Below are 22,725 nucleotides of genomic sequence, written 5' to 3' on the forward strand. Positions count from 1 at the left end.
CCCCGCCGCTGACCTTCACGGCGGTGCAACTGCGCTGGGCGCTCGGGTTGCTGGAGAAGTTGCTGGCGGTCTGTGCGTGGGGTCGGCCGCACCCGCCGGGCGCGGCCGACCCGTCCCTGGTCAGCCCTTGCCGAGGAGCTGGTTCATCTCCTTGATCTCGGCGTTCTGGGCGGTGACGATGTCGCCGGCCAGGCGGGTGGCCGGAGCGTAGGCGCCCTTGGACCGCTCGGTGGTGGCCATCTCGACGGCGCCCTGGTGGTGTTCGACCATCATGGTCAGGAACATCCTGTCGAAGTCCGTCCCCGTGGCCTTCTTCAGGGCGGCCATGTCCGTGTCGTCCATCATCCCGGCCATGCCGGCGTGGCCGCCGTGGTCCATGCCCGCCATGGGCACGTCCTCGCCCCAGGACTTCAGCCAGCCGGTCATGGTCGTGATCTCCGGGTCCTGGGCCTTCTCGATCCGGGCGGCGAGATCCTCGACCCGGGCCGAGGAGGCCCGGCCGGCGGCGAGGGCCGCCATCTGGAGGGCCTGCCGGTGGTGGGGGATCATGCGCTGCGCGAAGGCCACGTCCTGCGCGTTGTGCGCGCCGGCGGTGGTGGCCGACGCGGACGCGCCGGCCGGTGTGCCGCCGTGGGCGGTGTCGTCGCCGCTGCCGCACGCGGTGAGGGCGAGGGCGGCGGTCGCGGTCAGCGCGACGAGGACGGCACGGGCGGCACGGGTACGTGTGGTGGTCATGCTGGATCTCCTGCGGTGGGTGGGAGGGGGCACACGGGAGCACGACCGGGGCGCGGTGCGCGCACGGCCGGCTCTGGTGCCGCTAGATCCGCAGGAGTTGGAGTTCGGCCAGATCGGGGGGCGCGCGGGCGCCGTCCGGTGCCGTGGCCGGGCGGGAGCCGGCCGGGTGGGCGGCCGCGGGGACCGGTACCGGGTCCGGAACGAGCGCGGGCAGCGCCGGTCCGCCGCTCACCGCGCCCGAGGCGCAGGTCGCGTCGGCGTGGTGCGCGTGGTCGCCGCCGCAGTGGCCGTCGTCGCCGGAGCAGCCGTCGTACGCGGTGACCATCACCGTCATGTGCGAGACCCGCTCATGACCGCTCTGCCCGCCGGGCCCCATGGCACCGCCGGGTGCCAGCGCGTGCATGCCGAGCAGTCCGGCCAGCAGCCCCAGCACGAGCAGGGCTCGCCACCGCCGGTGCGGCGGGGGCGGGGTGGGCTGCTCGGCGGGGCGCATCGGGGTCATCCTATGCACGGCCTGAGAACGAACCGGCACGGGCACGCCCCCGACCCTGCTCATGCCCCCTCCAGGAACGCCCTCCGCCGACGCGGTGTCACTGCCGTTCCTTCTCAGCGAAGACGGGCCGACTTTCACGGACGAGCCTCGTAGGGCATACCTGCCCGAGACGTCGCTGCTCCGAGTGCCCGGCGCAACGGACCTCACTCGGCACAACGGACACTTCTACGATCATCCAGGCGCCGGAGCCTCACACCGGATTCGGCCATAGGCGATGTGACTCTTTGACGAGTCCCGGGGCCGCGATGCTCAGAGCGGGCCCTGCGGCAGGCGTGCGGACCGCCGAACGGGGCGCCGCCCGTGCCGTAGTGGGCGCCCTGCTCGTCGCGGTACCCCAGGTCGCCGAGATGCTGCTCGCGGTCGAACTCCGAGGTGTCCTTGATGTGCCCCCGTGAGGTCGGCGTCCGCGAGACGACTTGCGGTCGACTTGGACGACAAGACCGACACCTACCGCTTCCCGAACGGCGTTCCGGTCAACAGGCTTTCCCTGGACGGCACTTGGGCGGTCGGCTACCAGTACTTCACCACAGGCGGCAGCGCCCCGCCTCGCCTCCACCTGGACTTGCCGGACCAACTCGATGTGCCGCTCGGTCGCCCCCAGCAGTCGTCCGTGATCGTGATCAGCCGTACGGTCACACCCTCGTACCGCAGGTCGATGTCCGGGGAGCTGCCTGTGCGGGTCGTCTAGCGCCATGGACCCATCGCCTCCTGCAGGGATCGGCGTGCCCGGAACAGTCTGCCGCGCACCGTCGGCTCGCTGGTCCGCGTCACGTGGGCTATCTCCTTGTAGGGCAGGCCCTGCACCTCCTTCAGGATCCAGCAGATCCGCTGCCCGGCGTCCAGCTCGGCTAGTGCGCGGGTCAGGGCGGCGGTGGCCGCGTCCCGCTCGGCGTACCGGTCGGGCTGGCTCCACGCGTCGCCTGCCACGGGCTCGACAACGGCGTTCAGGGAGAGGGGCGACAGCCGGCGCCGGCGCATGGTCAGGCAACGGTTGACGGTGATCCGGTACATCCAGGTATGGAAATCCGCGCTGTGGCGGTATTCCGGCAGTCGCCGCCAGGCGCTGACGAAGGCGTCCTGCACAGCGTCCTCGGCGTCCTGGGGGTTGCCGAGCATGCAATGGGCCAGGGCCAGGAGGGACCGGCTGTGCCGTCGGACGAGAACGGCGAAGGAGTCCTCGTCCCCCTCGGCCGCCCGTACGGCCAGCACTCCGTCCGGCAGGTCGCATTCCAACCGTGACGAAGCAACGCGTTCGATCATGACAACTCCCGCACAGGGCTCGGAATGAGCAGGTACCCGCACGCGGCAATGTGATACACGTCACATGCGATGCGTGTGAGGAGTACGCCGCCGCGTGTGTCCAACCTTTCGACGGCACCACGCAGGTGTCTCCCACTGACCGATCGAGGCGACCGCCATGACGGACAACATCACCAGCGTCAGCGGGGGCGGCCGGGCCGATGCGGGCGTGAGCGCGCTGAAGGGCCGTACCGGGGCCGGGACTCCGGCCGAGACACGGGGGAAGACCACCATCGCGGACGGCGTGGTGGCCAAGATCGCGGGCATGGCCGCCCGCGAGGTACCGGGCATCCACAGCCTGGGAGCGGGGATGGCCCGGGCCTTCGGCGCCATGCGGGAACGCGTCCCCGGCGGCGGCGGAGGTGTCACGCGAGGAGTGAAGGTCGAGGTCGGCGAGCGGCAGGCCGCGGTGGACCTGGATGTCGTCGTCGAGTACGGCGTCTCCATCGTCGACGTCGCCGGCGTCGTACGCACCAACGTGATCAGCGCCGTGGAACGGATGACGGGGCTTGAGGTCGTCGAGGTGAACGTCGTGGTCGACGATGTCGACCTCCCCGACGACGCGGAGGAGCAGACCGAACAGGACGAGGGCCGGGTGCGGTGACCGCTGCCGTGACCACCGCCGTGCCCTCGGGCATGAGCGGGTGATCACGGCGACAGGGACGCTCGCGAGACGGGTGAGTGCATGATGAACGCAGCGACGACGGGCCTCGCGGCCGGCATGGCCCTGGGCTTCGCCGGTTACTTCGGCGGCTTCTGGGCATTCCTGCTCATTCTCGTCCTGGGGACGGCGGGGCTGATCGTCGGCCTCGCCGTGCAGGGCGATCTCGACCTCCATGCGCGGAGGCAGCGGTGAACACCCGGCCCGGTGCCCCGCCCCCCGGCGAAGGGTCCGGCCCACCGGCGCGGGCCGTCGGCCTGCCGCCTCCGGCCGAGCGGGGCGCCACCGTCATACCGGACAGGGTGGTCGCCCGTATCGCCGTCCAAGCCGCCCGTGCGGCCCAGTCCCGGCGCGCCGCCGTACCGCCGGACCGGGACCGACCGGCGGCGCCCACCGCCTCCGCGGTCACCCGTACCGGATCGGTGCGCCTGCACCTGGCCATGGACCTGCCCTACCCCGCCGACATCCCCCAGGTCTGCGAGCGGATACAGCAGGACGTCGCCGAACGGGTGGCTCAGCTGACCGGTCTGAAGGTAGGAGAGGTCACGCTCACCGTCCAACGGCTGGTGACCGCCGCCGGCGCGAACCGGGGACGGGTCCGGTGAGCCGCCCCGTGACCGGCGCCGCCGGTCACGCCACGCAGGAAGGAGGACCGGAATGACACCCGAACCGGACCCTCCCACCAGCAACTCCGCGCCCTCCGCGCACCCCGCCACGGTGCCGCTGACGAAGGAACCGGAGAAGCCGAGGGAGCCGACACCGCCCGGTGCGCCCGAACACGGCGCGTCCCCAGCGAGCCTGACGGCCGGTGAGCCCGGCAGAGGGCACCCAACCCACCGGCCGTGGTCCGCGCGCCGTCTTCCGGCCGCGCTGGTCGCCTCGCTGGTTCTCGTGGCGGCGGGCGCTGCACTGGTCGACGTCGTCGCCGTACGGGCGGGACGCCCTGCGGCAGCCTGGCGTCGGCACCTTGCGGCCGAACTGGCCACCCGCCCGGTGGACGACGTGTGGATGCTCACGGGCGCCGCTGTGGCGGCCGCCGTCGGCGTCTGGTTGATCGTGCTGGCCCTCACTCCCGGCCTACGCCACTGGCTGCCCCTGCGCTCCCCCGCACCCGGGCTGCGGGCCGCCCTGGACCGGGACGGAGCCGCCGATCTGATACGCGACGCCGCCATGCGGGTACCCGGGGTCCGTAAGGCTCGCGTCCGGGTGCGCCGCCACCGCGTCAAAGCCCGCGCGGACGTCCGTTTCCGCGAACCCCGACAAGTGAAGGACGACCTCACCGCCGTCCTCGGCGACGAGTGCGACCAACTCGCCCTCGCCCGCCCTCCCCGCATCGTCGTACGGGTACGGCGACGCACCGACTGACCGAAAAACCAGCAGCACCGGAGTCCGCACCATGACGCCGCAACCCGTAGTCAACCGCAGTCTGCTGGCCCTCGCCGGGCTGGTACTGCTCGGCGGCGGCCTGCTGATCCTCTTCGCCGGGCTCGACATCTACCGGCCGCACCATCTGGTACCGCCCGCCGGCTGGCCCCTGACCACCCCGGACGACGTCCTGCTCGGCTCCGCCGACCGGGCCCGCTGGAGCAGCCAGGGCTGGTGGTGGTGGCCCGCGGTGATCGCCGCCCTCGCTCTCGTCGTCCTGCTCGCCCTGTGGTGGCTGCTCGCCCAACTGCGCCGACGCCAACCCGGAATGCTGCACGTCGGCGGCACACCCCCGCAGGAAGGCATCGAACTGCGAGATCGCGCGCTCAGCGACGCCATCGCCGCCGAAGCCGGTGCCCTGCCGGGCGTTGAGCACACGGCCGTACGCATCACCGGCCGTCCTGCCCGTCCCCGCACCCGCGTCGGACTCACTCTCAGCTCTCAGGCGGCACCCGGCACCGTCCTCGGTGCCCTGTGCGAAGGCCCGCTCCGCACCGCCCGTCGGTCCACCGGCTCCTCGCACCTGCCCACCGAGGTCCGCCTACAGGTCGCCGGCCACAAACCGCACCGCGCGGAGTAAGGAGAAGACCACCCACCCCCGTGTCACACCTTCTTGCGGTCTCTCGCCGTTCGCTGAGGCGCTGGCACCACTCCCCCATGGAGAGATCATGATCATCCTCGGCATCATTCTGCTCGTCGTCGGCTTCGTCACCGGGATATCCATCCTGTGGACCATCGGGATCATCCTGGCGGTCATCGGAGCCGTCCTGTGGATCGTCGGCGGGATGGGACACGCCGTCGCCGGTCGACGCCACTACTGGTGATCGCCCCACGGGGTACCCCTCCGACCTGGTGTGCAGCGCCCGACCCGGCTTCGTCCGGCTCAGGCGCTGTCTCGTTTTCGGCCCCCGCCGGCCACCGGGGGTTCAGTCGGAGGGCGGGAGCAGCGTGCCGAGCGGTCCGAGGTCGAGGTTGAGGTCCTCCATGGTCAGGCCGTACTGGGCGCACAGGTCGCTCATGCGGTCGTGGAGGAGCAGGAGGGTCGTGCCCAGGCGTTCTTCCTGGTCGTCGGTGAGGTCTCCTTGGTCGACGCGGTGCAGGGCCTGTCGTTCCATGAGCTGTCGCAGCAGTTCCACGAGGGTGAGGACGAGCCTGAGCAGGTCCCGTTCGACGGTGTCGCGGTCGGAGCTGATCCGCCGGGCCGGGGAACGTGCGCCTTTTCCGGCCGGCAGGTCCAGGTCGCGTGGGGCGGCGGGCAACAGCCGGAAGGCGCGGGCTGCGGCCTCCGCGACTTCGTCGGCCCGGCACGGCGGCCGCCTCTCACCCTCAGCCGTCATGGTCGCCGCCCTGCGGCGGGCTGGTGTGCGCCCATGGCGAGGGGTTCTGCTCGCTGATGGAAACGATCAGGGCACGCAGTGAGATGCGGACCAGATCGATGTCGGCGATGGACAGCACAACGTCACCGGTGAGGACGACGCCGCCGGTCAGCAGCCGGTCCAGCAGGTCGATGAGAGCGACCTGCCGCTGGGGCAGACGCTCCGTCTCGGGTGGCGGGCCGGGTGTGATCACGGGGGTGCTCCCTCCGCCGCACGCTCGGACTCACCGGGTGGCATGGCGAAGGAGTACGGAGCCCAGGGGCCGGTGGTCTCGACCCGTACCCCGTCCAGCCCGTCGGCGGCGCGCGTCACGTCGGCCAGGAAGGCGTCGCAACGCTTCAGGTGCACAAGGTAGGCGTCATTGACGACGTTCTCGCCTGCGGTGCCGGCGCCGCCTGCACTTCCGGCGCTTCCGGCGCTTCCGGCCGCTTCGGCGAGAGGGCCCTGTTGTACGCGGTGCCGGACCCGGTCGGAGGCGTGCCTGCGGCCCGCGGTCTCCACCCGCTCGGCGGCTTTCTGCGCCGCCTGGTACACGGTGTCGCGTACATTCTGCTGCTGCCGGCGGTTGCGCAGATAGGCGCGCCCGGGGGTCAGGTCCCCCGCGGGAACGGCCGGGGCCGCGGGGACCGCGGACGGTTCGGCATAGATCTTGACCCCCCATTCGACATGTCCGGAGAGCCGGGCCAGGCGCTCGGCGAACACGGTCCGCCCTGCTTCCAGTACCTGCCGGGCCCGCTGGTCGTCGAGGTAGACGGTCGCCAGGCGGAAGGGGAGGACGGTGGTGCGCTCGGCCAGGGCCTCGATGACGCCGTGGTGTGCGCGGGCCACCGCCTCCAGCCATTCCAGGTCCTCGAGATGCTGCTTCAGTGCGTGTTCCTGGAAGTCCTGTGCGGGCACGCGGCTCACCACCAGCGCCGGCTGATCGTCGCCGGTGCCGGCGACGAGGCCGACCGGAGCGTCGGCGACGCCCCGCAGCGGCGCGGCCGCCTCCTGCAGTCCCTCGGTGTCCCGTACCACCGCATACGCGTACGTCAGCAGGTCACTCATCGCGAGCACTTCCCCGGCGACGGCCGCCCGTGACCCGGGGCGTCTCCTCCTCCGCGGGGAGGGCGTCGCCCTGGCGGAGAGCCTCGATCTCGGTCCGCAGCCGGCGGTTCTCCTCGGCCAGTGACGGTTCACCCCTGGCCCGGGAGGAGAGCGCGGGGTCGTGCTCCCACCAGTCGATGCCCATCTCCTTCGCCTTGTCGACGGAGGCGACCAGGAGGCGCAGTTTTATGGTCAACAGCTCGATGTCGAGAAGGTTGATCTGTATGTCGCCCGCGATGACGATGCCCTTGTCGAGGACCCGTTCAAGGATGTCGGCGAGATTGGCGGAGGAGCCCTGCCCATAGGGCGGCGCCGCTCGGGACGGGTAGGAACCGAGCCTGTTGGCCAGGGGTTCAGTCACGGTTGCGGCCTCGAATTCCGTCGTGCCGGATCAGGAGTGTCAGCCCTGCCGATAGGCACGGATCTCCTCCAGCCGGTCGAGCAGTTCGTCCTCGCGCCGGTCGAACGTCTCCTCGTCGATGTCTCCCGCGACGAGGAGACGTTCGAGCTCGGCGAGTTCGCGGTGCACCGGTGCGGGGTCGTAGTACTGGTTCTCGGCTTCCTCCCGGACCCGCTCGACGACCCATACGACACCGCGCACGGGGGCCAGGGGGAGGGTGACGAGCTGGGTGAACAGGCCCATGAGAACTCCTTCAGACGAAGCTGTAAGGGGGCAGGGGGCCGTTGAGACGGAAGTCGAAGTCGTCACCCATCTGATGGGCGACACTCAACTCCGTGGTGAGGAATCCCTCTTCCCGGTCCTCGGTCACCAGGAACGACACGTTGAGAAAGTCCGGACCCGTCGGCTGGGACGACTCGATCGTCCTGGCGAAGGGGCGCAGTGCTTCGACCACACCCGCCGCCAGCGCCTCCTGCCGTGCCTGTACCTCCTGGGTGACCAGCTCACCCAGTCGCAGCGGCGCGTCGGGAGCGGCCTTGCCGCCGCGGATCTCCTCATTGAGCTCTCGTGCCACGTCCGACTCCTGCAGGATCTGCCGCAGCAGCGCGTCCTCGTCCTGCGACGCCTTGAGGTGGTACTCGCTGCACCCCTCCAGAGCCTGAAGCCGGTCCGTGTAGTCCGCGGCATTCTGCTCCAGGGCCGCCAGCACGGCCTCGTCGTTCTCGGCGATGAGGCCGAACCGCATGGGGAGCACCGTGCCGTCCGCCATGAGGCGCTCCTGTACTTCCTGGTGCGCGATGATGTCGCGGCGCTTGGGGCGCAGATCCTCCGGCGCGTCGCTGACGACCGCACACAGCGGTCCGGCCGTCACTGTCCGCAAGCCCGCCGGGGGTTCACCGACGCCGTTGAGACCGTCGAGGCGGAGCGGATGCTGCTTGCCGGTGATGGAGTAGATGTATACGGCCATGGCTCTTTCCTTCTCGCGCGGCGAGCCTCATGCGCGCTCACGTCGGGAGGTGCGCCGAACCGGCCGCCGCCGCCTCTCCACGGGTTCCCTTTCCTTGCCCTCGTCTTCTTCCTCGGGCTCTTCTTCTGCGGCTTCTTCTGCGTCGTCACGGCCGGTGATCCCCTTGAGGGAATCGGTGACCGCTTCCGCCGCGCCGGAGAGGGCTCCCTTGGATTTGCCTTTGGCTCCGCTCTCGACCGTGTCTCCGACGATGTCGGTCAACTGGGCGGGTGCCTTCCTCCCGGATTCGAGGTCGAGACGGTTGCACGCCTCGGCGAAACGCAGATAGGTGTCGACGCTGGCCACGACGATGCGAGCGTCGATCTTGAGGATTTCGATCCCCACCAGCGAAACGCGGACGAACACGTCGATGACAAGCCCGCGATCGAGAATGAGTTCCAGGACGTCGTAGAGACTGCCGGTCCCGCCACCGCGAGCGACACCGCCTCCACTTTGCGGCACCACCGTCATGGTGCCTCCCTTCACCGGCTGTGCTGTCTCAGCCCCGCCGGTCGATCTGGCCGCGCGTATAGCGGCGCTTCCGTTCGTATCCCACCAGATCGCCTTCCTCGTCGAGCGTCACTCGATAGGTGGCCATCACGCTGGTGGTTTCGGGGACGCGCTCCAATTCGAGTACCTCGACATCGGCTTCCCAACCGGTTTCGGTCGGTTTCAGTGCCGAGACGGACTCGGGAGCCCGGCCGAGCAACTCCTGAAGCTGTCCGACGGCGGAGCGTATGGCCCAAGCGGCGTTGCCCTGGCCGGAGCGGCGACGGGAACCGCTCGCGCCGTCCCCGTCGGAGCCGCGGCTCCGACCGCTGGATCGCCTCCGGGGTTCTGGTGCGGCCATGATCTCTCCGATGGTCGGAGCGGGCGCCATATTCCATCCACGAACCCTATAATTTCATCACATAGGGACACATATCGTCCTGGTGTGGATGACTTCGCGGGGACCTTCCCGATGGTCGCATGGTGTGTCTGCGACACAGCGGGCAGTGAGGCACGGTGCGCGTGCGATCCGCTTTCTGTCTCCATCGCGGTTTCGGGACCGGGACGTTGGTCCCGACGCGGGCGTCTTCACCTGCCCTTTGTGTGAAGGGAACCGGCTTATGAACGACACGACCAAGGTCGGCCTCGCCGCCGCCGTCGCAGCGGGCTATGTGCTCGGACGTACGAAGAAAGCGCGCCTCGCCTTCGCCATGGCAACTTACCTCGCCGGCCGCCGCTTTGGGCTCGACCCCCAGCAGCTGATGACGACCGGACTCCGCAAGATCGGTGATGTACCAGGGGTCGCCGAGTTGAACGAGCAGGTACGCGGCGAACTGCTGGATGCCGGCCGCAAAGCCCTGGCAGCCGCGGCCGATCGGCGCCTCACCGACCTCGCCGACTCGTTGCACGAGCGGACGCAGCGCATTGGCCAGGAGAAGGACGAAGACGAAGACGAGTACGAAGAGGACGAAGACGAATACGAGGAGGAGCCGGAGGAGGGCGAGGGGCGTTACGAGGAGGAAGAGGAAGCGGAAGAGGGCGAGGACGAAGAACCGGAGGAAGAACTGGAGGAAGAGCCCGAGGAGGAACCCGAGGAGGAGGAAGCCGAGGAAGAGGCCGAAGAGGAACGGCCGCTGCGCCGCCGCCGGCGCGCGGGAACCGCGGCGAGGAAGCGCCCGGACGAACCCGCTCCCCGTAAGGCTGCCAAGAGGTCCGCCAAGAGGGCTGCTTCTGCAAGGAAGGCGGCCCCGGCGAGGAAGACCGCGGCGCACAGGCCGCCCGCCAAGAAGGCGGCGTCGGCGAAGAAGACTGCGAAGAAGGCTCCGCCGCCCGCCAAGAAGGCCCCTGCGAAGAGGCCCACTGCCAAGAAGACGACGGCGAAGAGGACCGCCGCGAAGAAGGCCCCGGCAAGGAAGTCGGCTCCGGCGAGGAAGGCCGCCGCCAAGAAGACCACCGCGCGGCGGAGGTAGGTCATGGCCGGCAAAGTACGTGACACCAAAAGCGAAGAGAGCTCGGGGCTGGACCTGCTGCGCGAAGAACTCGTCGACTACCTCGGTGCTCAGGTGGGACACCTCGCCGACAAGGCAGGGGACAAGTTGGGGGATGTCACCGACCACCTTCTCGACGCGGCCGAGAACGGGGGAACGCTCGCCGGTGTCGGCGGTCGGATGCTCCAGGGCGACTCCCCGCTGAAGGCATTCGTGGGCCAGAAGGCCAAGGGGCTCAAAGACAACGTGATGGGCAAGGTCAAGGGCCTTTTCGGCGGAGGGGGCGGTGGCAAGGCCGGCAGCACCAAGGTCATGAACATCATCGAAGTGCTCGACGTGGGAGTCCCGATCCGCACGGCGTACAACTACTGGACCCAGTACGAGGAGTTCAGCGGCTTCACCAAAGGCGTACGGAGCGTGTCCAAGAACGACGAGGTCGCCAGCACCTGGAAGGTGAAGGTCGGTCCGTCGACCCGCGGCTGGAAGGCATCAGTTGAGGAGCAGGTGCCGGACGAGCGCATCGTGTGGAGTTCCGAGGGCGCGAAAGGCACCACCCACGGCTGTGTCAGCTTCCACGAACTCACGCCTGACCTGACGCGCGTCGTGCTCGTCGTCGAGTACTACCCCTCGGGCTTCTTCGAGAAGACCGGCAACCTGTGGCGCGCCCAAGGCCGCCGCCTGCGGCTGGACTTCAAGAACTTCCAGCGCTATGTCACGTTCGCCGACGAGGAAGTCGAGGGCTGGCGCGGGGAGATCCGAGACGGCGAGGTGGTCCGCAGCCACGAGGAGGCGCTGGAAGAGGAGGAAGCGGCAGGGGAGGCCGAGGACCAGGAGGAGTACGCCGAAGAGGACGAGGACGGGGAGACACCCGACGAAGACGAGGAAGAAGAGGAAGAGGAAGAGGAGGAGGAGGAGTACGACGAAGAGGAGCCGGAGGGCGAGTACGACGAGGAGGCCGCCGAGAACAAGCGCTGACGCGGCTCACATCTCGGCGGTTCGGATCCGCTGGGCACGGTGGAGGAGGGTCTGCAGCCCGTAGGGCCGTAGCGCGGCTCGGGCCGCGTTCGCTCCGGGAGCTCCGTGGACTCCTCCGCCGGGGTGGGCGGCCGCGGAGGCGAGGTAGAGGCCCTTCACGGGGGTCTCGGGTCGGCCCGTGCCGGGGACGGGACGGAAGACGGCCTGTTGGTGCAGGGCGGTGGTGCCGTTGTTGATGGCGCCGTTGTGGAGGTTCTCGTCCATGGCCTGGAGGGTGGTGGGGGCCAGGATCCGGCGGGCGAGGATCCGGGCGCGAAAGCCGGGCGCGAACCGCTCCACCTGGGCCTCGACACGGTCCGCCATGGCTTCCTGTTCGCGGGCGTCCCAGCGGCCGGTGATGCGGTCGGGGCCGGCGTCGGAGGTGATGTGCTGTGGGAGATGGGTGTAGGCCCACGCCGACTCCGTGCCGACGGGCGAGCGGCTGGGATCGGCCGTGGTCATCTGTCCGAACAGGGCGAACGGCTCGTCGGGGACCTGTCCCATGGCGATCTGCGAAGCGAACCGGGTCAGGCTGTCCATGCCGTCGGCCACGTGGACCGTGCCGGCGCCGGAAGCCTGCGGGGCCGTCCACGGCACCGGGCCGGTCAGCGCCCAGTCGACCTTGAAGGTCGCGAAATCCCACTGGAAGCGTTCCAGGTCCCGCAGGAGACGGGAGGGAAGGTGTTCCTCGCCCACGAGCTCCCGGTACAGGGCCGGCGCCGACGTGTCCGCGAGCACTGCGCGGCGCGCGCCGACGGTCTCGCCGCCGGCCGTCCTGACGCCCACCGCCCTGCCGCCCCGTACGACGACGGACACGGCGCGCTCCCCGCACCGCAGGACGCCGTCGCGGTGCCGCAGCCGGCTCACGAGCGCCGCGGTCAGGGCGCCCGCCCCGCCGACGGGTACCGGGAAGCCGTGACTCTGTCCGAGCATCGACATCAGCCAGCCGAATCCGCCGCTGCCCACCGCCTCGGGGGCCAGGTCGGCGTGCAGGGCGTTCCCGGCCAGCAGAAGCCGTGCCCCCTCGCCCCGGAACTCCTCCTCGCCCAGGCGGCGCACCGGCAGGGCCAGGTTCCGGGCCAGCCGCAGTCCGCCCGCGGCCCGGAACCTCGCCGCCAGGCGGAGCCCGGAGCGGACCGGCGGGAAAGGCGTGAACATGGCCTGCACCAGGTCCTGCCCGACACGCCTCCATGCCGCGTACATGTCCCGCCAGGCATCGCCGTCACCCGACGCGAACCCGTCCAGCCCCGCCGCGGTCTCCTGCACCCGGCGCTCCAGCACGGCGCACCTCCCGTCCCTCAGCGGGTGGGCCAGCACGCGCGGGGCGTAGCTCCAGCGCAGTCCCTCCGCGGCGAGATCCAGGCGGGCGAGGACCGGGGACGCGGCGGCCAGCGGGTAGAAGGCGCTGAAAAGATCGGAGACGTAGTCGGGGTGGACACCGCGATCGCTGCGCACGGCGCCTCCAGGCTCCTGCTGCGCCTCCAGGACTTCCACGCTCCACCCGGCATCGGCCAGCAGATTGGCCGCCACCAGCCCGTTGGGACCGGCGCCGATCACCACCGCGTCAGGCATGGCGGGTCCCGGCGTGACCCTGCTCGGCGTGACCCTGCTCGACGGAACCCTGTTCCACGAACCTGGCCAGGCGGGCCAGCATGCCCCGGTGCCGCATCAGGAACAGCGCTTCACTCGCAGCGTTGTGCAGGGTGCCTCCCAGGCCGCGCAGGGGGTGCTCGTCACAGATGACGAGGGTTTCCTCCTCGCCCCACGGCCTGAGCTGGAGGAAGATCCTGGCAGTGCCCAGCGGATGGAACGAAGCCTCCAGCTCCAGCTCCCTTCCGGATTCCTGGTGGCGGACCGTCGTCACCCCGTCGGCCGACCAGGGACCCAGCCGCACGGTGTAGCGGAGCCTGGATCCGACAGCGGGCCAGGTCTGGTCGAGTGGCACGGACCTGGTGGGACCCACCACCCACTCTCCGTAACAAGACGGATCGGCCAGCACCGCCCATACCGCGTGCGGGGGGCGCCGGATCAGCTGATGAAGGACGGCCACGGAGAAGCCCCTTCTGCGGGTACGGACGATGTCTCACACAGCCGCGTCACGCGGCACCCGGAGCGCCTGCCTGCGTTCGCAGCCACAGGGCCGGAACACCCGGGGCAGGGCTGACGTCTACATCCGCCATGCGGTGTCACCGCCATGGTGCGCGTACTCGAATGCCCTCGCATCTCACCCGGGCCGGACCAGAGTGCGGCGCGGTGCCCGCCGGGGGCCGGGCAGGACAGCCGGTCATCTGTGCCGGCTGCGAAGAGGCGGCGATGTCGAGCCGCGAAGCACCGAAGTGTCACACAAATTCAACGCCACCCCGTTTTACCGCCCCATATGGGGTACTCGAGAGAGGTGCACGATTTCCCACGGGCCTAGGAGAGTGATCGGCAATGGCCGGAGGGCAGAAGGCGAAGGGCAAGATGGAAGAGACCACGGGAAAGGCCAAGGAGACGGTCGGCCGTACCGTGGGCAACGAGCAGATGGCGGTCGAAGGACAGGCCAAGAAATCGAAGGGTGCGGCCCGTCAGGCCAAGGAGAAGACGAAGGACGTTTTCAAGCACTGACAAGACGGATGCCGAGCGGGATCCCATATCGGGGATCCCGCTCCTCTGTGCCGTGACGTCCACCTGCGACCGGCCGACCGCCGGGCACCCGTCGCCGACTACAGCCCCGGGGCGATCGCCGTCTTCGACCGCCTGCGCTCACGGCGCCGCGCCTCCCGCTCCGGAGCAGCCGCACCCTGCCCGGAGTCCTCACGATCTGCCGGACCTGGCGGGCCCAACGCCCACATTGCACCATCCCACCCTGCACAGACCCGAAACAGTGGCCGTCACAGCGGTGGAAATCCCCGGGACATTCCTGGGACATTCCTGGGACATTCAGCCGCACCAACGAGCACGAGCGTAAAGCTGCCGAAAGGCCATACGCACAGGCCAAAGAGACGGCGCCGCGCAGGCCGCCGCCTCAAGTCCCGTTCCCGTCACCGACGTTGACGCTCGACGGAGCGGCCGCACATGCCCGAAGCGCCCTCAAAGTCCGCTTGCACCCAGGTGATGGTGAAGGATCCGCCTGCGGCACCCGGCTTGCGGGAGGGAGAACAACTGCGGGCAGACGACGAGGCACTGGGCCGAAGGGCCAAGAAATACTCGGCTGCGCATCTCCCAGGTACATTGAGGCTCCCCCCGACCAGGCCCGGACCCCAGGTCCGGCACACGCGACGACGGCCGCCGCCGGAGTCCCGCCCATTACCCGGCCAATGACGTGAGGACGCGAGAGCCACGTGCACCACAGGAAGCAATCGCTGCCGCTCGGGCACCGCGCTCACATGCACCGACAAGGGGCGCGGACAGATGCTCGGGGAATACGGCAAGACCATTGCGATCCGGCCCGCTTGATGCCTCACTCCTAGGAGCACCGAAGCCCGCGAAGCGGCAATCTGTCGACCAGCGCCACACCGGGATATAACTGACGAACCGTCAAACAAGTCGGCAAAGGGCCGGCACGAGGCCGACCGAACACGGCGACAGATGACCACGGGCACACCTGGGCCAACCGCCGTGCAAGCAATACCGACCTGGGACAACACCAGCTCGCAGGGGAGCTGGCAAAGTGAGGGGCGAGCCGTGTTCTACTACCTGCTCAAGTACGTACTTCTGGGGCCGCTGCTACGGCTGGTGTTCCGGCCCCGGATCGACGGTCTGGAACATGTGCCCGCGTCGGGCCCGGCCATCGTCGCCGGCAACCATCTCTCCTTCGCCGACCACTTCCTGATGCCGGCCGTCCTCAAGCGGCGGATCACCTTCCTCGCCAAGGCCGAGTACTTCACGGGTCCGGGGGTGCGGGGCCGGCTGACCGCGTTCTTCTTCCGCAGCGCCGGGCAGATCCCGGTGGACCGCTCCGGCAAGGAGGCCGGCCAGGCCGCGATCCGGGAGGGGCTCGGGGTGCTGAACAGGGGCGAACTGCTCGGCATCTATCCGGAGGGCACACGCTCGCACGACGGCCGGCTCTACAAGGGCAAGGTCGGCGTGGCCGTGATGGCGCTGCGGGCCGGTGTCCCGGTGATCCCCTGCGCGATGATCGGCACCTTCGAGGCGCAGCCGCCCGGCAAGGTCATCCCGAACGTCCACCCCGTCGTGATCCGCTTCGGCAAGCCCCTCGAATTCTCCCGCTACGCCGGCATGGAGAACGAGAAGGCGGTCCTGCGCGCGATCACCGACGAGATCATGTACGCCATCCTGACCCTCTCCGAGCAGGAGTACGTCGACGAGTACGCGGCCGTCGTGAAGGCCGGGCAGGCGGCGGTGAAGAGCGCGAAGGAGCGCAGGTTCCCGCGGGCGCCGTTGAGCTGACGTCGTACGGCTGAGGGGCGGCGGGAGTGTTCCCGCCGCCCCTCGTCGCCGTTCCGGAGGGATTACGGCTGCGGTGTCGCGTGCGGCGTGCAGGTGACGTCCGCGCCGTCCAGCTTCCCGGTGAGCAGGTAGGTGTCGACACGGCTGTTGATGCACGGGTTGACCAGGCCGGTCACACCGTGCGAGCCGGCGCCCTGCTCGGTGATGAGACGCGAGCCCTTGAAGCGCTTGTGCAGGTCGACGGCGCCCGGGTACGGGGTGGCGGCGTCACGGGTGGACTGCACGATCAGCACCGGCGGCAGACCCTTGTGGGTCGTGACCTCCACCGGGGTCTGCTGCTTGACCGGCCAGGTGGCGCACGGCAGGTTCAGCCATGCGTTGGCCCAGGTCATGAAGGGGTACTGCTTGTTGAGCTCGGTGTTGTCGCGGTCCCACTTCTTCCAGCTGGTGGGCCACTTGGCGTCGGTGCACTCGACGGCGGTGTAGACGGCGGTGCCGTTCTCCGACGTGATGTTGCCCGCGGTGTCGGTCAGGTCCGGGGCGGCCGCGTCGACCAGGGCCTGGGTGTCACCGGCGACGTACTTGCTGAACACCGTGGCGACCGGGACCCACGAGGAGTCGTAGTACGGCGCGCTCTGGAAGAAGCCGATCAGCTCGGCCGGTCCGACGACCCCGCCGATCGGGTTCGCCTTGGCGGTGGCGCGCAGCTGGAGCCACTTGGCCTGGACGGCGTCGCGCGTGGTCCCCAGGTGGAAGGCGGAGTCGTGTGCGGCGACCCAGTCCTCCCAGTCCTTCCAGCGGCCCTCGAAGGCGACGTCCTGGTCCAGGTTGGCCTGGTACCAGATCTTCTCCCGCGACGGGTCGACGACACTGTCGACGAGCATCCGGCGGACGTGGCCCGGGAACAGCGTCCCGTACACGGCGCCGAGGTAGGTGCCGTAGGAGACGCCCAGGTAGTTGAGCTTCTTCTCGCCGAGCGCGGCCCGGATGACGTCCAGGTCGCGAGCGGTGTTGGCGGTGGTCATCTGCTGGAGCATCGCCCGGCCGGTGCGCTCGGCACAGCCCTTCGCGTACTCCTTGGCGAGCTTGCGCTGCGCGGTCTTGTCCGCCTCGGTGTCCGGCACCGGGTCGGCCTTGGGTGCCTTCACGAACTCCTGCGGGTCCTGGCAGGAGATGGGCGCCGAGTGGCCGACACCGCGCGGGTCGAAGCCCACGAAGTCGTACGCCTTCGAGGTGTTGACCCACAGGGGGTTCTTGGTGGTGACCCGGAGCGGGAAGCGCATTCCCGAGCCGCCCGGGCCGCCGGGGTTGTAGACGAGCGCGCCCTGGCGCTCCGCCTTCGTCCCGGTGCTGCCTATTCGGTCGACGGCGAGCTTGATCTGCTTGCCGTAGGGCTTCGCGTAGTCGAGCGGCACGCTGACCCAGCCGCACTGGACGGGCTTCGTCAGGGCCCAGTCGGCGGGGCAGTCCGCCCAGTCGATCCCCGCCTTGGCGGCATGCGCGGCGGCGACGGCCGCGCCCTGCTGCTCGCGGTCCTGCCCGTGCCGGGCCTCGGCGCCGGACGCGGGCGCCGCGAGCGCACCGGTGATCAGGCTCGCGGTGACGAGCGCCCCGGCCGTACCGAACGCCAGTACCCGGCTCCTCGATCTGAAGTTGTCCCTCAAGTGGGCCCCTCCCCGTACTTGGTTACGAAATAGTCAGGGGAGATCCTTCCGGCTGTGAGGCTCCTGAGAACAGGGTGTGGCAGCCGTCTTTACCAATCCGATAACCGGACGATCACGTCCCGCTGAGCGGATCAGCCGCCGAGGTGGCCCAACGCCTCGTCCAGCAGCCGCCGAAGCCGCAGAGCATCACCGGCCACCGCGGTCACGAGCACGGCGGGCCCGGCGAGCGGAGTGAGTGCCGCACCCTCCCCCAGCATCCGCGCCGCCACCGGTTCCGCCGCGAACTCCGGCCGTACGACGACGAGTTGGCCCACCGCGCGATGCCCCGCCAGCACGGCGGGCCCGTCCCAGCCACCGGGCGCCCCGGGTCCGCAGGCCAGCTCCTGGTCGAGGAGCGCCTTTCCGGCCACGCGCACCGTGAGCCGGCTGGTGAGCCGCCCGGGCTCCTCCCCCACCCGTCCGAGCACCTGCTCCTCCCGCAACACCAGCCGGCCGCCGGCCTCGACGTCGACGCGGGTGGAGACGTACAGGTCGCTCCCCTTGGCCGAGATCAACTGCTCGGGCAGCCAGCGCAGTTCAGCACCGTCGGCGACATCGAGCCGCACGTCGTACCGGGCCTCGCCCTTCAGCTGCCCCGGCAGTGCGATGGTCGCCGCGGCCGATCCGACGGACAGCCGGGCCGCGCCCTCCGCCCGGGCCTCGATCCCGAACCGGTCCCCGCCGAGCGGCCCGCTCATCGCCCCGACGATCATCACCCGGGCCTCGGCCCCGCTCCCCCGGGTACGCCGCAGCGCGAGCGGCCCCTCCCCCTCCAGCACGGGAAGCGAGGTACCGCCCCGCCCGTCGCTCCGGGCGACGATCCGTGCGTGCGCGCGCACCCCGGTGGCGGTCATGCCGTCCACGCGACGAGCCGCTCCCGGACCCACCGGGCGACGTCCCCGACCCCGGGCTCGCTGCGCAACGACTGGAAGACGACGGGCAGTTCGGCCCGCTGCGCCTTCGCGTCGGCGGCCATCCGCGCGAGGTCCGACCCCACGTAGGGTGCCAGGTCGGTCTTGTTCACGATGAGCAGGTCGGCCGTGGTGACACCGGGACCGCCCTTCCGCGGAATGTCGTCGCCTCCGGCCACGTCGATCACGAAGATCTGGGCGTCCACGAGCCCCTTCGAGAAGGTGGCCGTGAGGTTGTCGCCGCCCGACTCGACGAGGATCAGATCCAGCGGCCCGACCTCGTCCTCCAGATCCTCCACGGCTTCGAGGTTGGCCGAGATGTCGTCCCGGATCGCGGTGTGCGGACAGGCCCCCGTCTCGACGGCGGTGATCCGCTCGGGCGGCAGCACGGCCTCCCGCAACAGGAACTCGGCATCCTCACGCGTGTAGATGTCGTTGGTGACGACGGCGAGGGACAGCTCCTCACGCAGGGCCCGGCAGAGGGCGGCGACCGTAGCGGTCTTGCCGGACCCGACGGGCCCACCGAGTCCGACGCGCAGGGCACGCCGGGATCCGTCGGGACGACGGGCGTCGGCGCTGACGGCGGCCGGGCCGTGGTGGTGGTCGTGGTCGAGATGCATGTGCGGCTCCCTGTGAATACGTGGCCTTCTGAACGGCCTGTTCTGCAACTTCAGCCCTACGAGGCGAACAACCGCACCGCCCACCCCGCATGCCACTCCGCCCCGATCTCCAGCAACGGCGCCGACCCGGCGGGCAGCTCGTCCACCCCGCCCCCCGCGGCCGCCCGCCGCGCCGCCTCCACCGCCCGGTCCACCACCCGGTCCACCTCGGGCGCCAGCCGGGCCAGCGCCCCCGTCGCCTCGAACGGGTCCAGACTCAGCAACCGCACCACCGCCGTGGCCGGCCCGCTCACGCACTCGTACGCCGCGCAGTAGGCCGCGTCCTCGGCCGAGAGCCCCGCGGCCCTGGCCACCACCCCCAACACCACCGGCTGATGGGCCCCCTTGGGGAACTCCCTTGCCAGGGCGTCGAGTTCGGCACCGGGCCAGGTCGCCCGCGCGGCCCGCAGCAGCTGCCGCCCGAGTCTGCGCGCCACCCCCCGGAGCGCGGGCGACGGCGTCCGTGCGTCGGCCGCCGCGTCCAACTCCCGTACCTCCACACCGAGTACCGCGGCCGCGGCGAGCGCACCCGCCACCAGCCCCGCCGTGTGCAACCGCCCCCGGCAGAACTCCTCCAGACTCGCCGCTCCGGTGATCCGCCCGGCCTTGACGGCGGCCTCCGCCCCGCCGGAGTGCGCATGCCCTCCGGCGGGAAAGCGGCCGTCGGCCAGTACCAGCAACGCTGCCCGAGACATCAGGACCACTCCGGCTCTCAGAACAGGAAGTAGCGCTGGGCCATGGGCAGTTCGGCGGCCGGTGTCGCCTCGACCAGCTCTCCGTCGATGTACACGGCGAAGCTGTCGGGGTCGACCCGTACCCTCGGACGCGCGTCGTTCTCCCGCATGTCCGCCTTGGTCACCCCACGGGTCGACTCGATGGCGACGAACCGCTTCCCGAGCTGCAACCGCTCCGGCAGCCCGTCCTCGACGGCGAGCGGGGCGACAAAGTTGAAGGAGTTGGCGGCCGGCGCCCGTCCGATCGCCCCGTACATGGGGCGCGGCAGAATCGGCTGGGGCGTCGGGATCGACGCGTTGGCGTCGCCCATCTGCGCATAGGCGATCTGGCCGCCCTTGAGGACGAGGTGCGGCTTGACCCCGAAGAACGCGGGCTCCCACAGCACGAGGTCGGCGAGCTTGCCGCTCTCGACGGACCCGATCTCACGGGCGAGCCCCTGGGCGAGCGCCGGGTTGATCGTGTACTTGGCGACATAGCGCCGTACCCGGTGGTTGTCGGCCCGCCCGTCGCCCGGCAGCGCGCCGCGCCGTCGCTTCATCACGTGCGCGGTCTGCCAGGTCCGCAGTATCACCTCGCCGACCCGCCCCATGGCCTGTGCGTCGGACGAGATGATGGAGATCGCACCGAGATCGTGAAGGACGTCCTCGGCGCCGATGGTCGACGGCCGGATCCGTGACTCGGCGAAGGCGAGATCCTCCGGCACCGCCGGATTGAGGTGGTGGCACACCATGAGCATGTCGAGGTGTTCCTCGGCGGTGTTCACGGTGTACGGCCGCGTCGGATTCGTCGAACTCGGCAGGACGTGCGGCTCGGAGACGACGGTCATGATGTCCGGGGCGTGCCCGCCGCCCGCGCCCTCGGTGTGGTACGCGTGGATCCCGCGCCCGCCGATCGCCGCGAGGGTGTCACCGACGAACCCGGCCTCGTTCAACGTGTCCGTGTGGATGGCCACTTGGATACCGGTGCGGTCGGCGACGGTGAGGGCCGCGTCGATGACCGCCGGGGTGGACCCCCAGTCCTCGTGCAGCTTCAGCCCCAGGGCCCCGCCCCGGATCTGCGAGAGCATCGCGTCGTGCGAGACGGTGTTGCCCTTGCCGAGGAAGCCGATGTTGAGCGGGTACTGCTCCATCGCCTCCAGCATCCGGGCGAGGTGCCACGGCCCCGGTGTCACGGTGGTGGCCTTGGAGCCCTCGGCCGGGCCGGTACCGCCGCCCACCAGGGTGGTGACCCCCGCGGACAGCGCCTCGTCGGCGATCTGCGGGCAGATGAAGTGCACGTGGGCGTCGACGCCGCCGGCGGTCAGGATGCGCCCGTTGCCCGCGATGACCTCGGTCTCGGGGCCGATCACCAGGTCCGGGTGGACTCCGTCCATGGTGTCGGGGTTGCCCGCCTTGCCGATGCCGGTGATCCGGCCGTCGCGGATGCCGACGTCGGCCTTGACGATGCCCCAGTGGTCGATGATCACCGCGCCGGTGACGACCGTGTCGGGGGTGCCGTCTGCGCGCGTAGCGCGCGACTGGCCCATGGACTCGCGGATGACCTTGCCGCCGCCGAAGACGGCCTCGTCACCGGCGAGCCCGGGCCCGCCGGAACGGTCCTCCTCGATCTCCACGATCAGGTCGGTGTCGGCGAGCCGGATCCGGTCACCGGTCGTTGGTCCGAACAGGTCCGCGTAGGCGGCACGGGAGATCTCAGGCATCGAGGGCACCTCCGGTCTCCCCGCGCAGCCCGGGTACGACACGGGCCCCGGCGAGGGGGACGAGTTCGACGTCGACGGGGATGCCGGGCTCGAAGCGGACCGCGGTGCCGGCGGCGACGTTCAGCCGCTTTCCGCGCGCGGCGCCCCGGTCGAACTCCAGTCCGGGATTGGCCTCGGCGAAGTGGTAGTGGGAGCCGACCTGGACGGGCCGGTCGGCTGCGTTGAGGACGGTCATCCGGGTGATGTCACGGCCCTCGTTGTACACGATGGGCCCGTCGGCGAAGAGGATCTCTCCGGGAATCATCGGCGGCCCCCTCAGACGATCGGGTCGTGGACGGTGACGAGCTTGGTGCCGTCCGGGAAGGTCGCCTCGACCTGGACGTCGTGGATCATCTCGGGGATGCCCTCCATGACGTCGTCCCTGGTGAGGAGCTTGCGTCCGGAGGCCATGAGTTCGGCGACGGTACGGCCGTCACGGGCGCCTTCGAGGATGTGCGACGTGATGAGGGCGACCGCTTCGGGGTGGTTCAGCTTCAGCCCGCGGGCCCGGCGCTTCTCGGCCACGTCGGCCGCCACATGGATCAGCAGCCTCTCTTGCTCGTGCGGGGTCAGTTGCACGTCCCACCTCACAGTCCTCGCTCCGGACCGTGCGGGGTCCGGTTGCCGCAGCCACCGCGACAGAGCAGGCTCAGGAACCCGATCCGGATACGAAAACCCCTGGTGGCGTGGATCGGCAGGCTAGTTTGCCGGAGTTTCGACGACGTTAACCGGACCTTGATCATCTGATGACCGGTGCATGAGGGCGTGTCCCGGCGCACGGCGCGCACCGCCGGCACCGGCGGTTGCGGCCCCGCCGCCGCCCGCCGTCTCGCTCAAGGGCGCGTGATCGAGCAGGCCTCGCCCATCGACCCGACCGGCACGCGCGGCCCGACCGGCTCGATCACGCCGGTCGCCACCTCCACGACACGGTCGCCGCCTCCACGGCACAGTCGCCGCCGGCCGGGACGGTGACCGTCGCATCGGCCGCCGGCACCGCCGAACGGATCGTGTCGCCTCTCGCCGGCGCGTCCACGCCCGTACGGGTGAACACCCTGC

General features: G+C 70.3%; 32 protein-coding genes. 12 read left to right on the forward strand and 20 right to left on the reverse strand.

Annotation, left to right across the window (positions count from 1 at the left end):
- Positions 1-120 precede the first annotated feature (120 nt).
- Together ACFWXC_RS36950 and ACFWXC_RS36955 are read right to left on the reverse strand one after the other, a co-directional pair.
- Positions 121-735, reverse strand: coding sequence for a DUF305 domain-containing protein (locus tag ACFWXC_RS36950; RefSeq protein ID WP_384485752.1), 615 nt, complete (start codon positions 733-735; stop codon positions 121-123).
- An 82-nt stretch (positions 736-817) separates the two neighbouring features.
- The gene (locus ACFWXC_RS36955) at positions 818-1,228 is read right to left on the reverse strand and encodes a DUF6153 family protein (RefSeq protein WP_384485754.1); all 411 of its coding nucleotides are present in this window, start codon (positions 1,226-1,228) and stop codon (positions 818-820) included.
- A 284-nt stretch (positions 1,229-1,512) separates the two neighbouring features.
- On the opposite strand from ACFWXC_RS36955, the gene ACFWXC_RS36960 reads away from it, so the two are divergent.
- Both ACFWXC_RS36960 and ACFWXC_RS36965 read left to right on the forward strand, forming a co-directional pair.
- A complete protein-coding gene (locus ACFWXC_RS36960) occupies positions 1,513-1,683 on the forward strand; it encodes a hypothetical protein (RefSeq protein WP_384485756.1) in 171 nt (56 codons plus the stop codon).
- Between the two features lie 32 nt (positions 1,684-1,715).
- Positions 1,716-1,976, forward strand: a complete 261-nt coding sequence (locus ACFWXC_RS36965; RefSeq protein ID WP_384485758.1) for a hypothetical protein — start codon at positions 1,716-1,718, stop codon at positions 1,974-1,976.
- On the opposite strand, the gene ACFWXC_RS36970 is transcribed toward ACFWXC_RS36965, so the two are convergent.
- Positions 1,973-2,548, reverse strand: a complete 576-nt coding sequence (locus ACFWXC_RS36970; protein WP_384485760.1) for an RNA polymerase sigma factor — start codon at positions 2,546-2,548, stop codon at positions 1,973-1,975. The two genes, ACFWXC_RS36965 and ACFWXC_RS36970, sit on opposite strands and share 4 nt — an antisense overlap.
- Positions 2,549-2,705: 157 nt before the next feature.
- Between ACFWXC_RS36970 and ACFWXC_RS36975 the strand changes: the two genes are divergently transcribed.
- The 6 genes from ACFWXC_RS36975 (at position 2,706) to ACFWXC_RS37000 (ending at position 5,497) form a co-directional block, all read left to right on the forward strand.
- On the forward strand, positions 2,706-3,191 hold the full coding sequence (locus ACFWXC_RS36975; RefSeq protein ID WP_384485762.1) for an Asp23/Gls24 family envelope stress response protein: 486 nt from the start codon (positions 2,706-2,708) through the stop codon (positions 3,189-3,191).
- An 81-nt stretch (positions 3,192-3,272) separates the two neighbouring features.
- Positions 3,273-3,443 carry a hypothetical protein gene (locus tag ACFWXC_RS36980; RefSeq protein ID WP_384485764.1) on the forward strand — a complete coding sequence of 57 codons (171 nt, stop codon included), beginning with the start codon at positions 3,273-3,275 and terminating at the stop codon, positions 3,441-3,443.
- Positions 3,440-3,853 carry an Asp23/Gls24 family envelope stress response protein gene (locus ACFWXC_RS36985; RefSeq protein ID WP_384485766.1) on the forward strand — a complete coding sequence of 138 codons (414 nt, stop codon included), beginning with the start codon at positions 3,440-3,442 and terminating at the stop codon, positions 3,851-3,853. The genes ACFWXC_RS36980 and ACFWXC_RS36985 overlap by 4 nt, the downstream gene beginning before the upstream one ends.
- Before the next feature lie 52 nt (positions 3,854-3,905).
- Positions 3,906-4,613, forward strand: a complete 708-nt coding sequence (locus ACFWXC_RS36990) for a DUF6286 domain-containing protein (protein ID WP_384485768.1) — start codon at positions 3,906-3,908, stop codon at positions 4,611-4,613.
- Between the two features lie 31 nt (positions 4,614-4,644).
- Positions 4,645-5,253, forward strand: coding sequence for an alkaline shock response membrane anchor protein AmaP (locus ACFWXC_RS36995; protein WP_384485770.1), 609 nt, complete (start codon positions 4,645-4,647; stop codon positions 5,251-5,253).
- Between the two features lie 88 nt (positions 5,254-5,341).
- Positions 5,342-5,497 (forward strand): DUF6131 family protein, encoded by a 156-nt coding sequence (locus ACFWXC_RS37000; protein WP_185149093.1) that lies wholly within the window; start codon positions 5,342-5,344, stop codon positions 5,495-5,497.
- 102 nt (positions 5,498-5,599) lie between these two features.
- Here the strand turns inward: ACFWXC_RS37000 and ACFWXC_RS37005 are convergent, their stop codons facing one another.
- Genes ACFWXC_RS37005 through ACFWXC_RS37040 form a run of 8 tightly spaced genes read right to left on the reverse strand, consistent with a single transcriptional unit; the run spans position 5,600 to position 9,391 of the window.
- Positions 5,600-6,010 carry a gas vesicle protein K gene (locus ACFWXC_RS37005; RefSeq protein WP_384485772.1) on the reverse strand — a complete coding sequence of 137 codons (411 nt, stop codon included), beginning with the start codon at positions 6,008-6,010 and terminating at the stop codon, positions 5,600-5,602.
- Positions 6,000-6,242, reverse strand: coding sequence for a gas vesicle protein (locus tag ACFWXC_RS37010; protein WP_384485774.1), 243 nt, complete (start codon positions 6,240-6,242; stop codon positions 6,000-6,002). Before ACFWXC_RS37010 ends, ACFWXC_RS37005 begins: the two co-directional genes overlap by 11 nt.
- Positions 6,239-7,096 (reverse strand): GvpL/GvpF family gas vesicle protein, encoded by an 858-nt coding sequence (locus ACFWXC_RS37015; RefSeq protein ID WP_384485776.1) that lies wholly within the window; start codon positions 7,094-7,096, stop codon positions 6,239-6,241. Before ACFWXC_RS37015 ends, ACFWXC_RS37010 begins: the two co-directional genes overlap by 4 nt.
- Entirely contained in the window at positions 7,089-7,496 is a 408-nt protein-coding gene (locus tag ACFWXC_RS37020) for a gas vesicle protein (protein WP_384485778.1), read from the reverse strand. Before ACFWXC_RS37020 ends, ACFWXC_RS37015 begins: the two co-directional genes overlap by 8 nt.
- A gap of 39 nt (positions 7,497-7,535) precedes the next feature.
- Complete coding sequence (locus ACFWXC_RS37025) at positions 7,536-7,778, reverse strand: gas vesicle protein GvpG (RefSeq protein WP_351698326.1); 243 nt, start codon at positions 7,776-7,778, stop codon at positions 7,536-7,538.
- 10 nt (positions 7,779-7,788) lie between these two features.
- Complete coding sequence (locus ACFWXC_RS37030; protein ID WP_384485780.1) at positions 7,789-8,502, reverse strand: GvpL/GvpF family gas vesicle protein; 714 nt, start codon at positions 8,500-8,502, stop codon at positions 7,789-7,791.
- Positions 8,503-8,529: 27 nt separating this feature from the next.
- Positions 8,530-9,012 carry a gas vesicle structural protein GvpA gene (locus ACFWXC_RS37035; RefSeq protein WP_384485782.1) on the reverse strand — a complete coding sequence of 161 codons (483 nt, stop codon included), beginning with the start codon at positions 9,010-9,012 and terminating at the stop codon, positions 8,530-8,532.
- A 28-nt stretch (positions 9,013-9,040) separates the two neighbouring features.
- Positions 9,041-9,391 (reverse strand): gas vesicle protein, encoded by a 351-nt coding sequence (locus ACFWXC_RS37040; RefSeq protein WP_384485784.1) that lies wholly within the window; start codon positions 9,389-9,391, stop codon positions 9,041-9,043.
- Positions 9,392-9,650: 259 nt separating this feature from the next.
- Between ACFWXC_RS37040 and ACFWXC_RS37045 the strand changes: the two genes are divergently transcribed.
- Together ACFWXC_RS37045 and ACFWXC_RS37050 are read left to right on the forward strand one after the other, a co-directional pair.
- The gene (locus ACFWXC_RS37045; protein WP_384485786.1) at positions 9,651-10,499 is read left to right on the forward strand and encodes a histone protein; all 849 of its coding nucleotides are present in this window, start codon (positions 9,651-9,653) and stop codon (positions 10,497-10,499) included.
- 3 nt (positions 10,500-10,502) lie between these two features.
- Positions 10,503-11,492, forward strand: coding sequence for an SRPBCC family protein (locus tag ACFWXC_RS37050; RefSeq protein ID WP_384485788.1), 990 nt, complete (start codon positions 10,503-10,505; stop codon positions 11,490-11,492).
- A 6-nt stretch (positions 11,493-11,498) separates the two neighbouring features.
- Here the strand turns inward: ACFWXC_RS37050 and ACFWXC_RS37055 are convergent, their stop codons facing one another.
- Positions 11,499-13,103, reverse strand: a complete 1,605-nt coding sequence (locus tag ACFWXC_RS37055; RefSeq protein ID WP_384485790.1) for a phytoene desaturase family protein — start codon at positions 13,101-13,103, stop codon at positions 11,499-11,501.
- Positions 13,096-13,581 carry an SRPBCC family protein gene (locus ACFWXC_RS37060; RefSeq protein WP_384485792.1) on the reverse strand — a complete coding sequence of 162 codons (486 nt, stop codon included), beginning with the start codon at positions 13,579-13,581 and terminating at the stop codon, positions 13,096-13,098. The genes ACFWXC_RS37055 and ACFWXC_RS37060 overlap by 8 nt, the downstream gene beginning before the upstream one ends.
- A 383-nt stretch (positions 13,582-13,964) precedes the next feature.
- Here ACFWXC_RS37060 and ACFWXC_RS37065 point away from each other — a divergent pair, with 383 nt between their 5' ends.
- Both ACFWXC_RS37065 and ACFWXC_RS37070 read left to right on the forward strand, forming a co-directional pair.
- Positions 13,965-14,138: a CsbD family protein gene (locus ACFWXC_RS37065; protein WP_384485794.1), complete on the forward strand. Its 174-nt coding sequence runs from the start codon at positions 13,965-13,967 to the stop codon at positions 14,136-14,138.
- Positions 14,139-15,197: 1,059 nt separating this feature from the next.
- Complete coding sequence (locus tag ACFWXC_RS37070) at positions 15,198-15,923, forward strand: lysophospholipid acyltransferase family protein (protein ID WP_384485796.1); 726 nt, start codon at positions 15,198-15,200, stop codon at positions 15,921-15,923.
- 62 nt (positions 15,924-15,985) lie between these two features.
- On the opposite strand, the gene ACFWXC_RS37075 is transcribed toward ACFWXC_RS37070, so the two are convergent.
- From ACFWXC_RS37075 to ACFWXC_RS37105, 7 genes are all read right to left on the reverse strand, one after another.
- Positions 15,986-17,554 (reverse strand): alpha/beta hydrolase, encoded by a 1,569-nt coding sequence (locus ACFWXC_RS37075; protein ID WP_384485962.1) that lies wholly within the window; start codon positions 17,552-17,554, stop codon positions 15,986-15,988.
- A gap of 164 nt (positions 17,555-17,718) precedes the next feature.
- The gene (locus tag ACFWXC_RS37080; protein ID WP_384485798.1) at positions 17,719-18,480 is read right to left on the reverse strand and encodes an urease accessory protein UreD; all 762 of its coding nucleotides are present in this window, start codon (positions 18,478-18,480) and stop codon (positions 17,719-17,721) included.
- On the reverse strand, positions 18,477-19,157 hold the full coding sequence (gene ureG, locus ACFWXC_RS37085) for an urease accessory protein UreG (RefSeq protein WP_384485800.1): 681 nt from the start codon (positions 19,155-19,157) through the stop codon (positions 18,477-18,479). Before ureG ends, ACFWXC_RS37080 begins: the two co-directional genes overlap by 4 nt.
- Positions 19,158-19,213: 56 nt before the next feature.
- Positions 19,214-19,891, reverse strand: coding sequence for an urease accessory protein UreF (locus ACFWXC_RS37090; protein WP_384485802.1), 678 nt, complete (start codon positions 19,889-19,891; stop codon positions 19,214-19,216).
- Between the two features lie 17 nt (positions 19,892-19,908).
- Entirely contained in the window at positions 19,909-21,630 is a 1,722-nt protein-coding gene (locus tag ACFWXC_RS37095; protein WP_384485804.1) for an urease subunit alpha, read from the reverse strand.
- The gene (locus tag ACFWXC_RS37100) at positions 21,623-21,934 is read right to left on the reverse strand and encodes an urease subunit beta (protein ID WP_384485806.1); all 312 of its coding nucleotides are present in this window, start codon (positions 21,932-21,934) and stop codon (positions 21,623-21,625) included. Before ACFWXC_RS37100 ends, ACFWXC_RS37095 begins: the two co-directional genes overlap by 8 nt.
- Positions 21,935-21,945: 11 nt before the next feature.
- Positions 21,946-22,248, reverse strand: coding sequence for an urease subunit gamma (locus tag ACFWXC_RS37105; protein WP_010355509.1), 303 nt, complete (start codon positions 22,246-22,248; stop codon positions 21,946-21,948).
- Between the last annotated feature and the right edge of the window lie 477 nt (positions 22,249-22,725).

The organism is Streptomyces sp. NPDC058683 (assembly GCF_042716195.1).
GTDB lineage: Bacteria > Actinomycetota > Actinomycetes > Streptomycetales > Streptomycetaceae > Streptomyces.

Bases quoted from the DNA above. Each gene is read 5' to 3' on its own strand.
- ACFWXC_RS37030 (WP_384485780.1), bottom strand. From the start codon at position 8,502: ATGGCCGTATACATCTACTCCATCACCGGCAAGCAGCATCCGCTCCGC.
- ACFWXC_RS37040 (WP_384485784.1), bottom strand. From the start codon at position 9,391: ATGGCCGCACCAGAACCCCGGAGGCGATCCAGCGGTCGGAGCCGCGGC.
- ACFWXC_RS36995 (WP_384485770.1), top strand. From the start codon at position 4,645: ATGACGCCGCAACCCGTAGTCAACCGCAGTCTGCTGGCCCTCGCCGGG.
- ACFWXC_RS37100 (WP_384485806.1), bottom strand. From the start codon at position 21,934: ATGATTCCCGGAGAGATCCTCTTCGCCGACGGGCCCATCGTGTACAAC.
- ACFWXC_RS37065 (WP_384485794.1), top strand. From the start codon at position 13,965: ATGGCCGGAGGGCAGAAGGCGAAGGGCAAGATGGAAGAGACCACGGGA.
- ACFWXC_RS36950 (WP_384485752.1), bottom strand. From the start codon at position 735: ATGACCACCACACGTACCCGTGCCGCCCGTGCCGTCCTCGTCGCGCTG.
- ACFWXC_RS36970 (WP_384485760.1), bottom strand. From the start codon at position 2,548: ATGATCGAACGCGTTGCTTCGTCACGGTTGGAATGCGACCTGCCGGAC.
- ACFWXC_RS37000 (WP_185149093.1), top strand. From the start codon at position 5,342: ATGATCATCCTCGGCATCATTCTGCTCGTCGTCGGCTTCGTCACCGGG.
- ACFWXC_RS37095 (WP_384485804.1), bottom strand. From the start codon at position 21,630: ATGCCTGAGATCTCCCGTGCCGCCTACGCGGACCTGTTCGGACCAACG.
- ACFWXC_RS37055 (WP_384485790.1), bottom strand. From the start codon at position 13,103: ATGCCTGACGCGGTGGTGATCGGCGCCGGTCCCAACGGGCTGGTGGCG.
- ACFWXC_RS37080 (WP_384485798.1), bottom strand. From the start codon at position 18,480: ATGACCGCCACCGGGGTGCGCGCGCACGCACGGATCGTCGCCCGGAGC.
- ACFWXC_RS36975 (WP_384485762.1), top strand. From the start codon at position 2,706: ATGACGGACAACATCACCAGCGTCAGCGGGGGCGGCCGGGCCGATGCG.
- ACFWXC_RS37045 (WP_384485786.1), top strand. From the start codon at position 9,651: ATGAACGACACGACCAAGGTCGGCCTCGCCGCCGCCGTCGCAGCGGGC.
- ACFWXC_RS36980 (WP_384485764.1), top strand. From the start codon at position 3,273: ATGATGAACGCAGCGACGACGGGCCTCGCGGCCGGCATGGCCCTGGGC.
- ACFWXC_RS36990 (WP_384485768.1), top strand. From the start codon at position 3,906: ATGACACCCGAACCGGACCCTCCCACCAGCAACTCCGCGCCCTCCGCG.
- ACFWXC_RS37090 (WP_384485802.1), bottom strand. From the start codon at position 19,891: ATGTCTCGGGCAGCGTTGCTGGTACTGGCCGACGGCCGCTTTCCCGCC.
- ACFWXC_RS37050 (WP_384485788.1), top strand. From the start codon at position 10,503: ATGGCCGGCAAAGTACGTGACACCAAAAGCGAAGAGAGCTCGGGGCTG.
- ACFWXC_RS37035 (WP_384485782.1), bottom strand. From the start codon at position 9,012: ATGACGGTGGTGCCGCAAAGTGGAGGCGGTGTCGCTCGCGGTGGCGGG.
- ACFWXC_RS37015 (WP_384485776.1), bottom strand. From the start codon at position 7,096: ATGAGTGACCTGCTGACGTACGCGTATGCGGTGGTACGGGACACCGAG.
- ureG (WP_384485800.1), bottom strand. From the start codon at position 19,157: ATGCATCTCGACCACGACCACCACCACGGCCCGGCCGCCGTCAGCGCC.
- ACFWXC_RS37005 (WP_384485772.1), bottom strand. From the start codon at position 6,010: ATGACGGCTGAGGGTGAGAGGCGGCCGCCGTGCCGGGCCGACGAAGTC.
- ACFWXC_RS37025 (WP_351698326.1), bottom strand. From the start codon at position 7,778: ATGGGCCTGTTCACCCAGCTCGTCACCCTCCCCCTGGCCCCCGTGCGC.
- ACFWXC_RS36955 (WP_384485754.1), bottom strand. From the start codon at position 1,228: ATGCGCCCCGCCGAGCAGCCCACCCCGCCCCCGCCGCACCGGCGGTGG.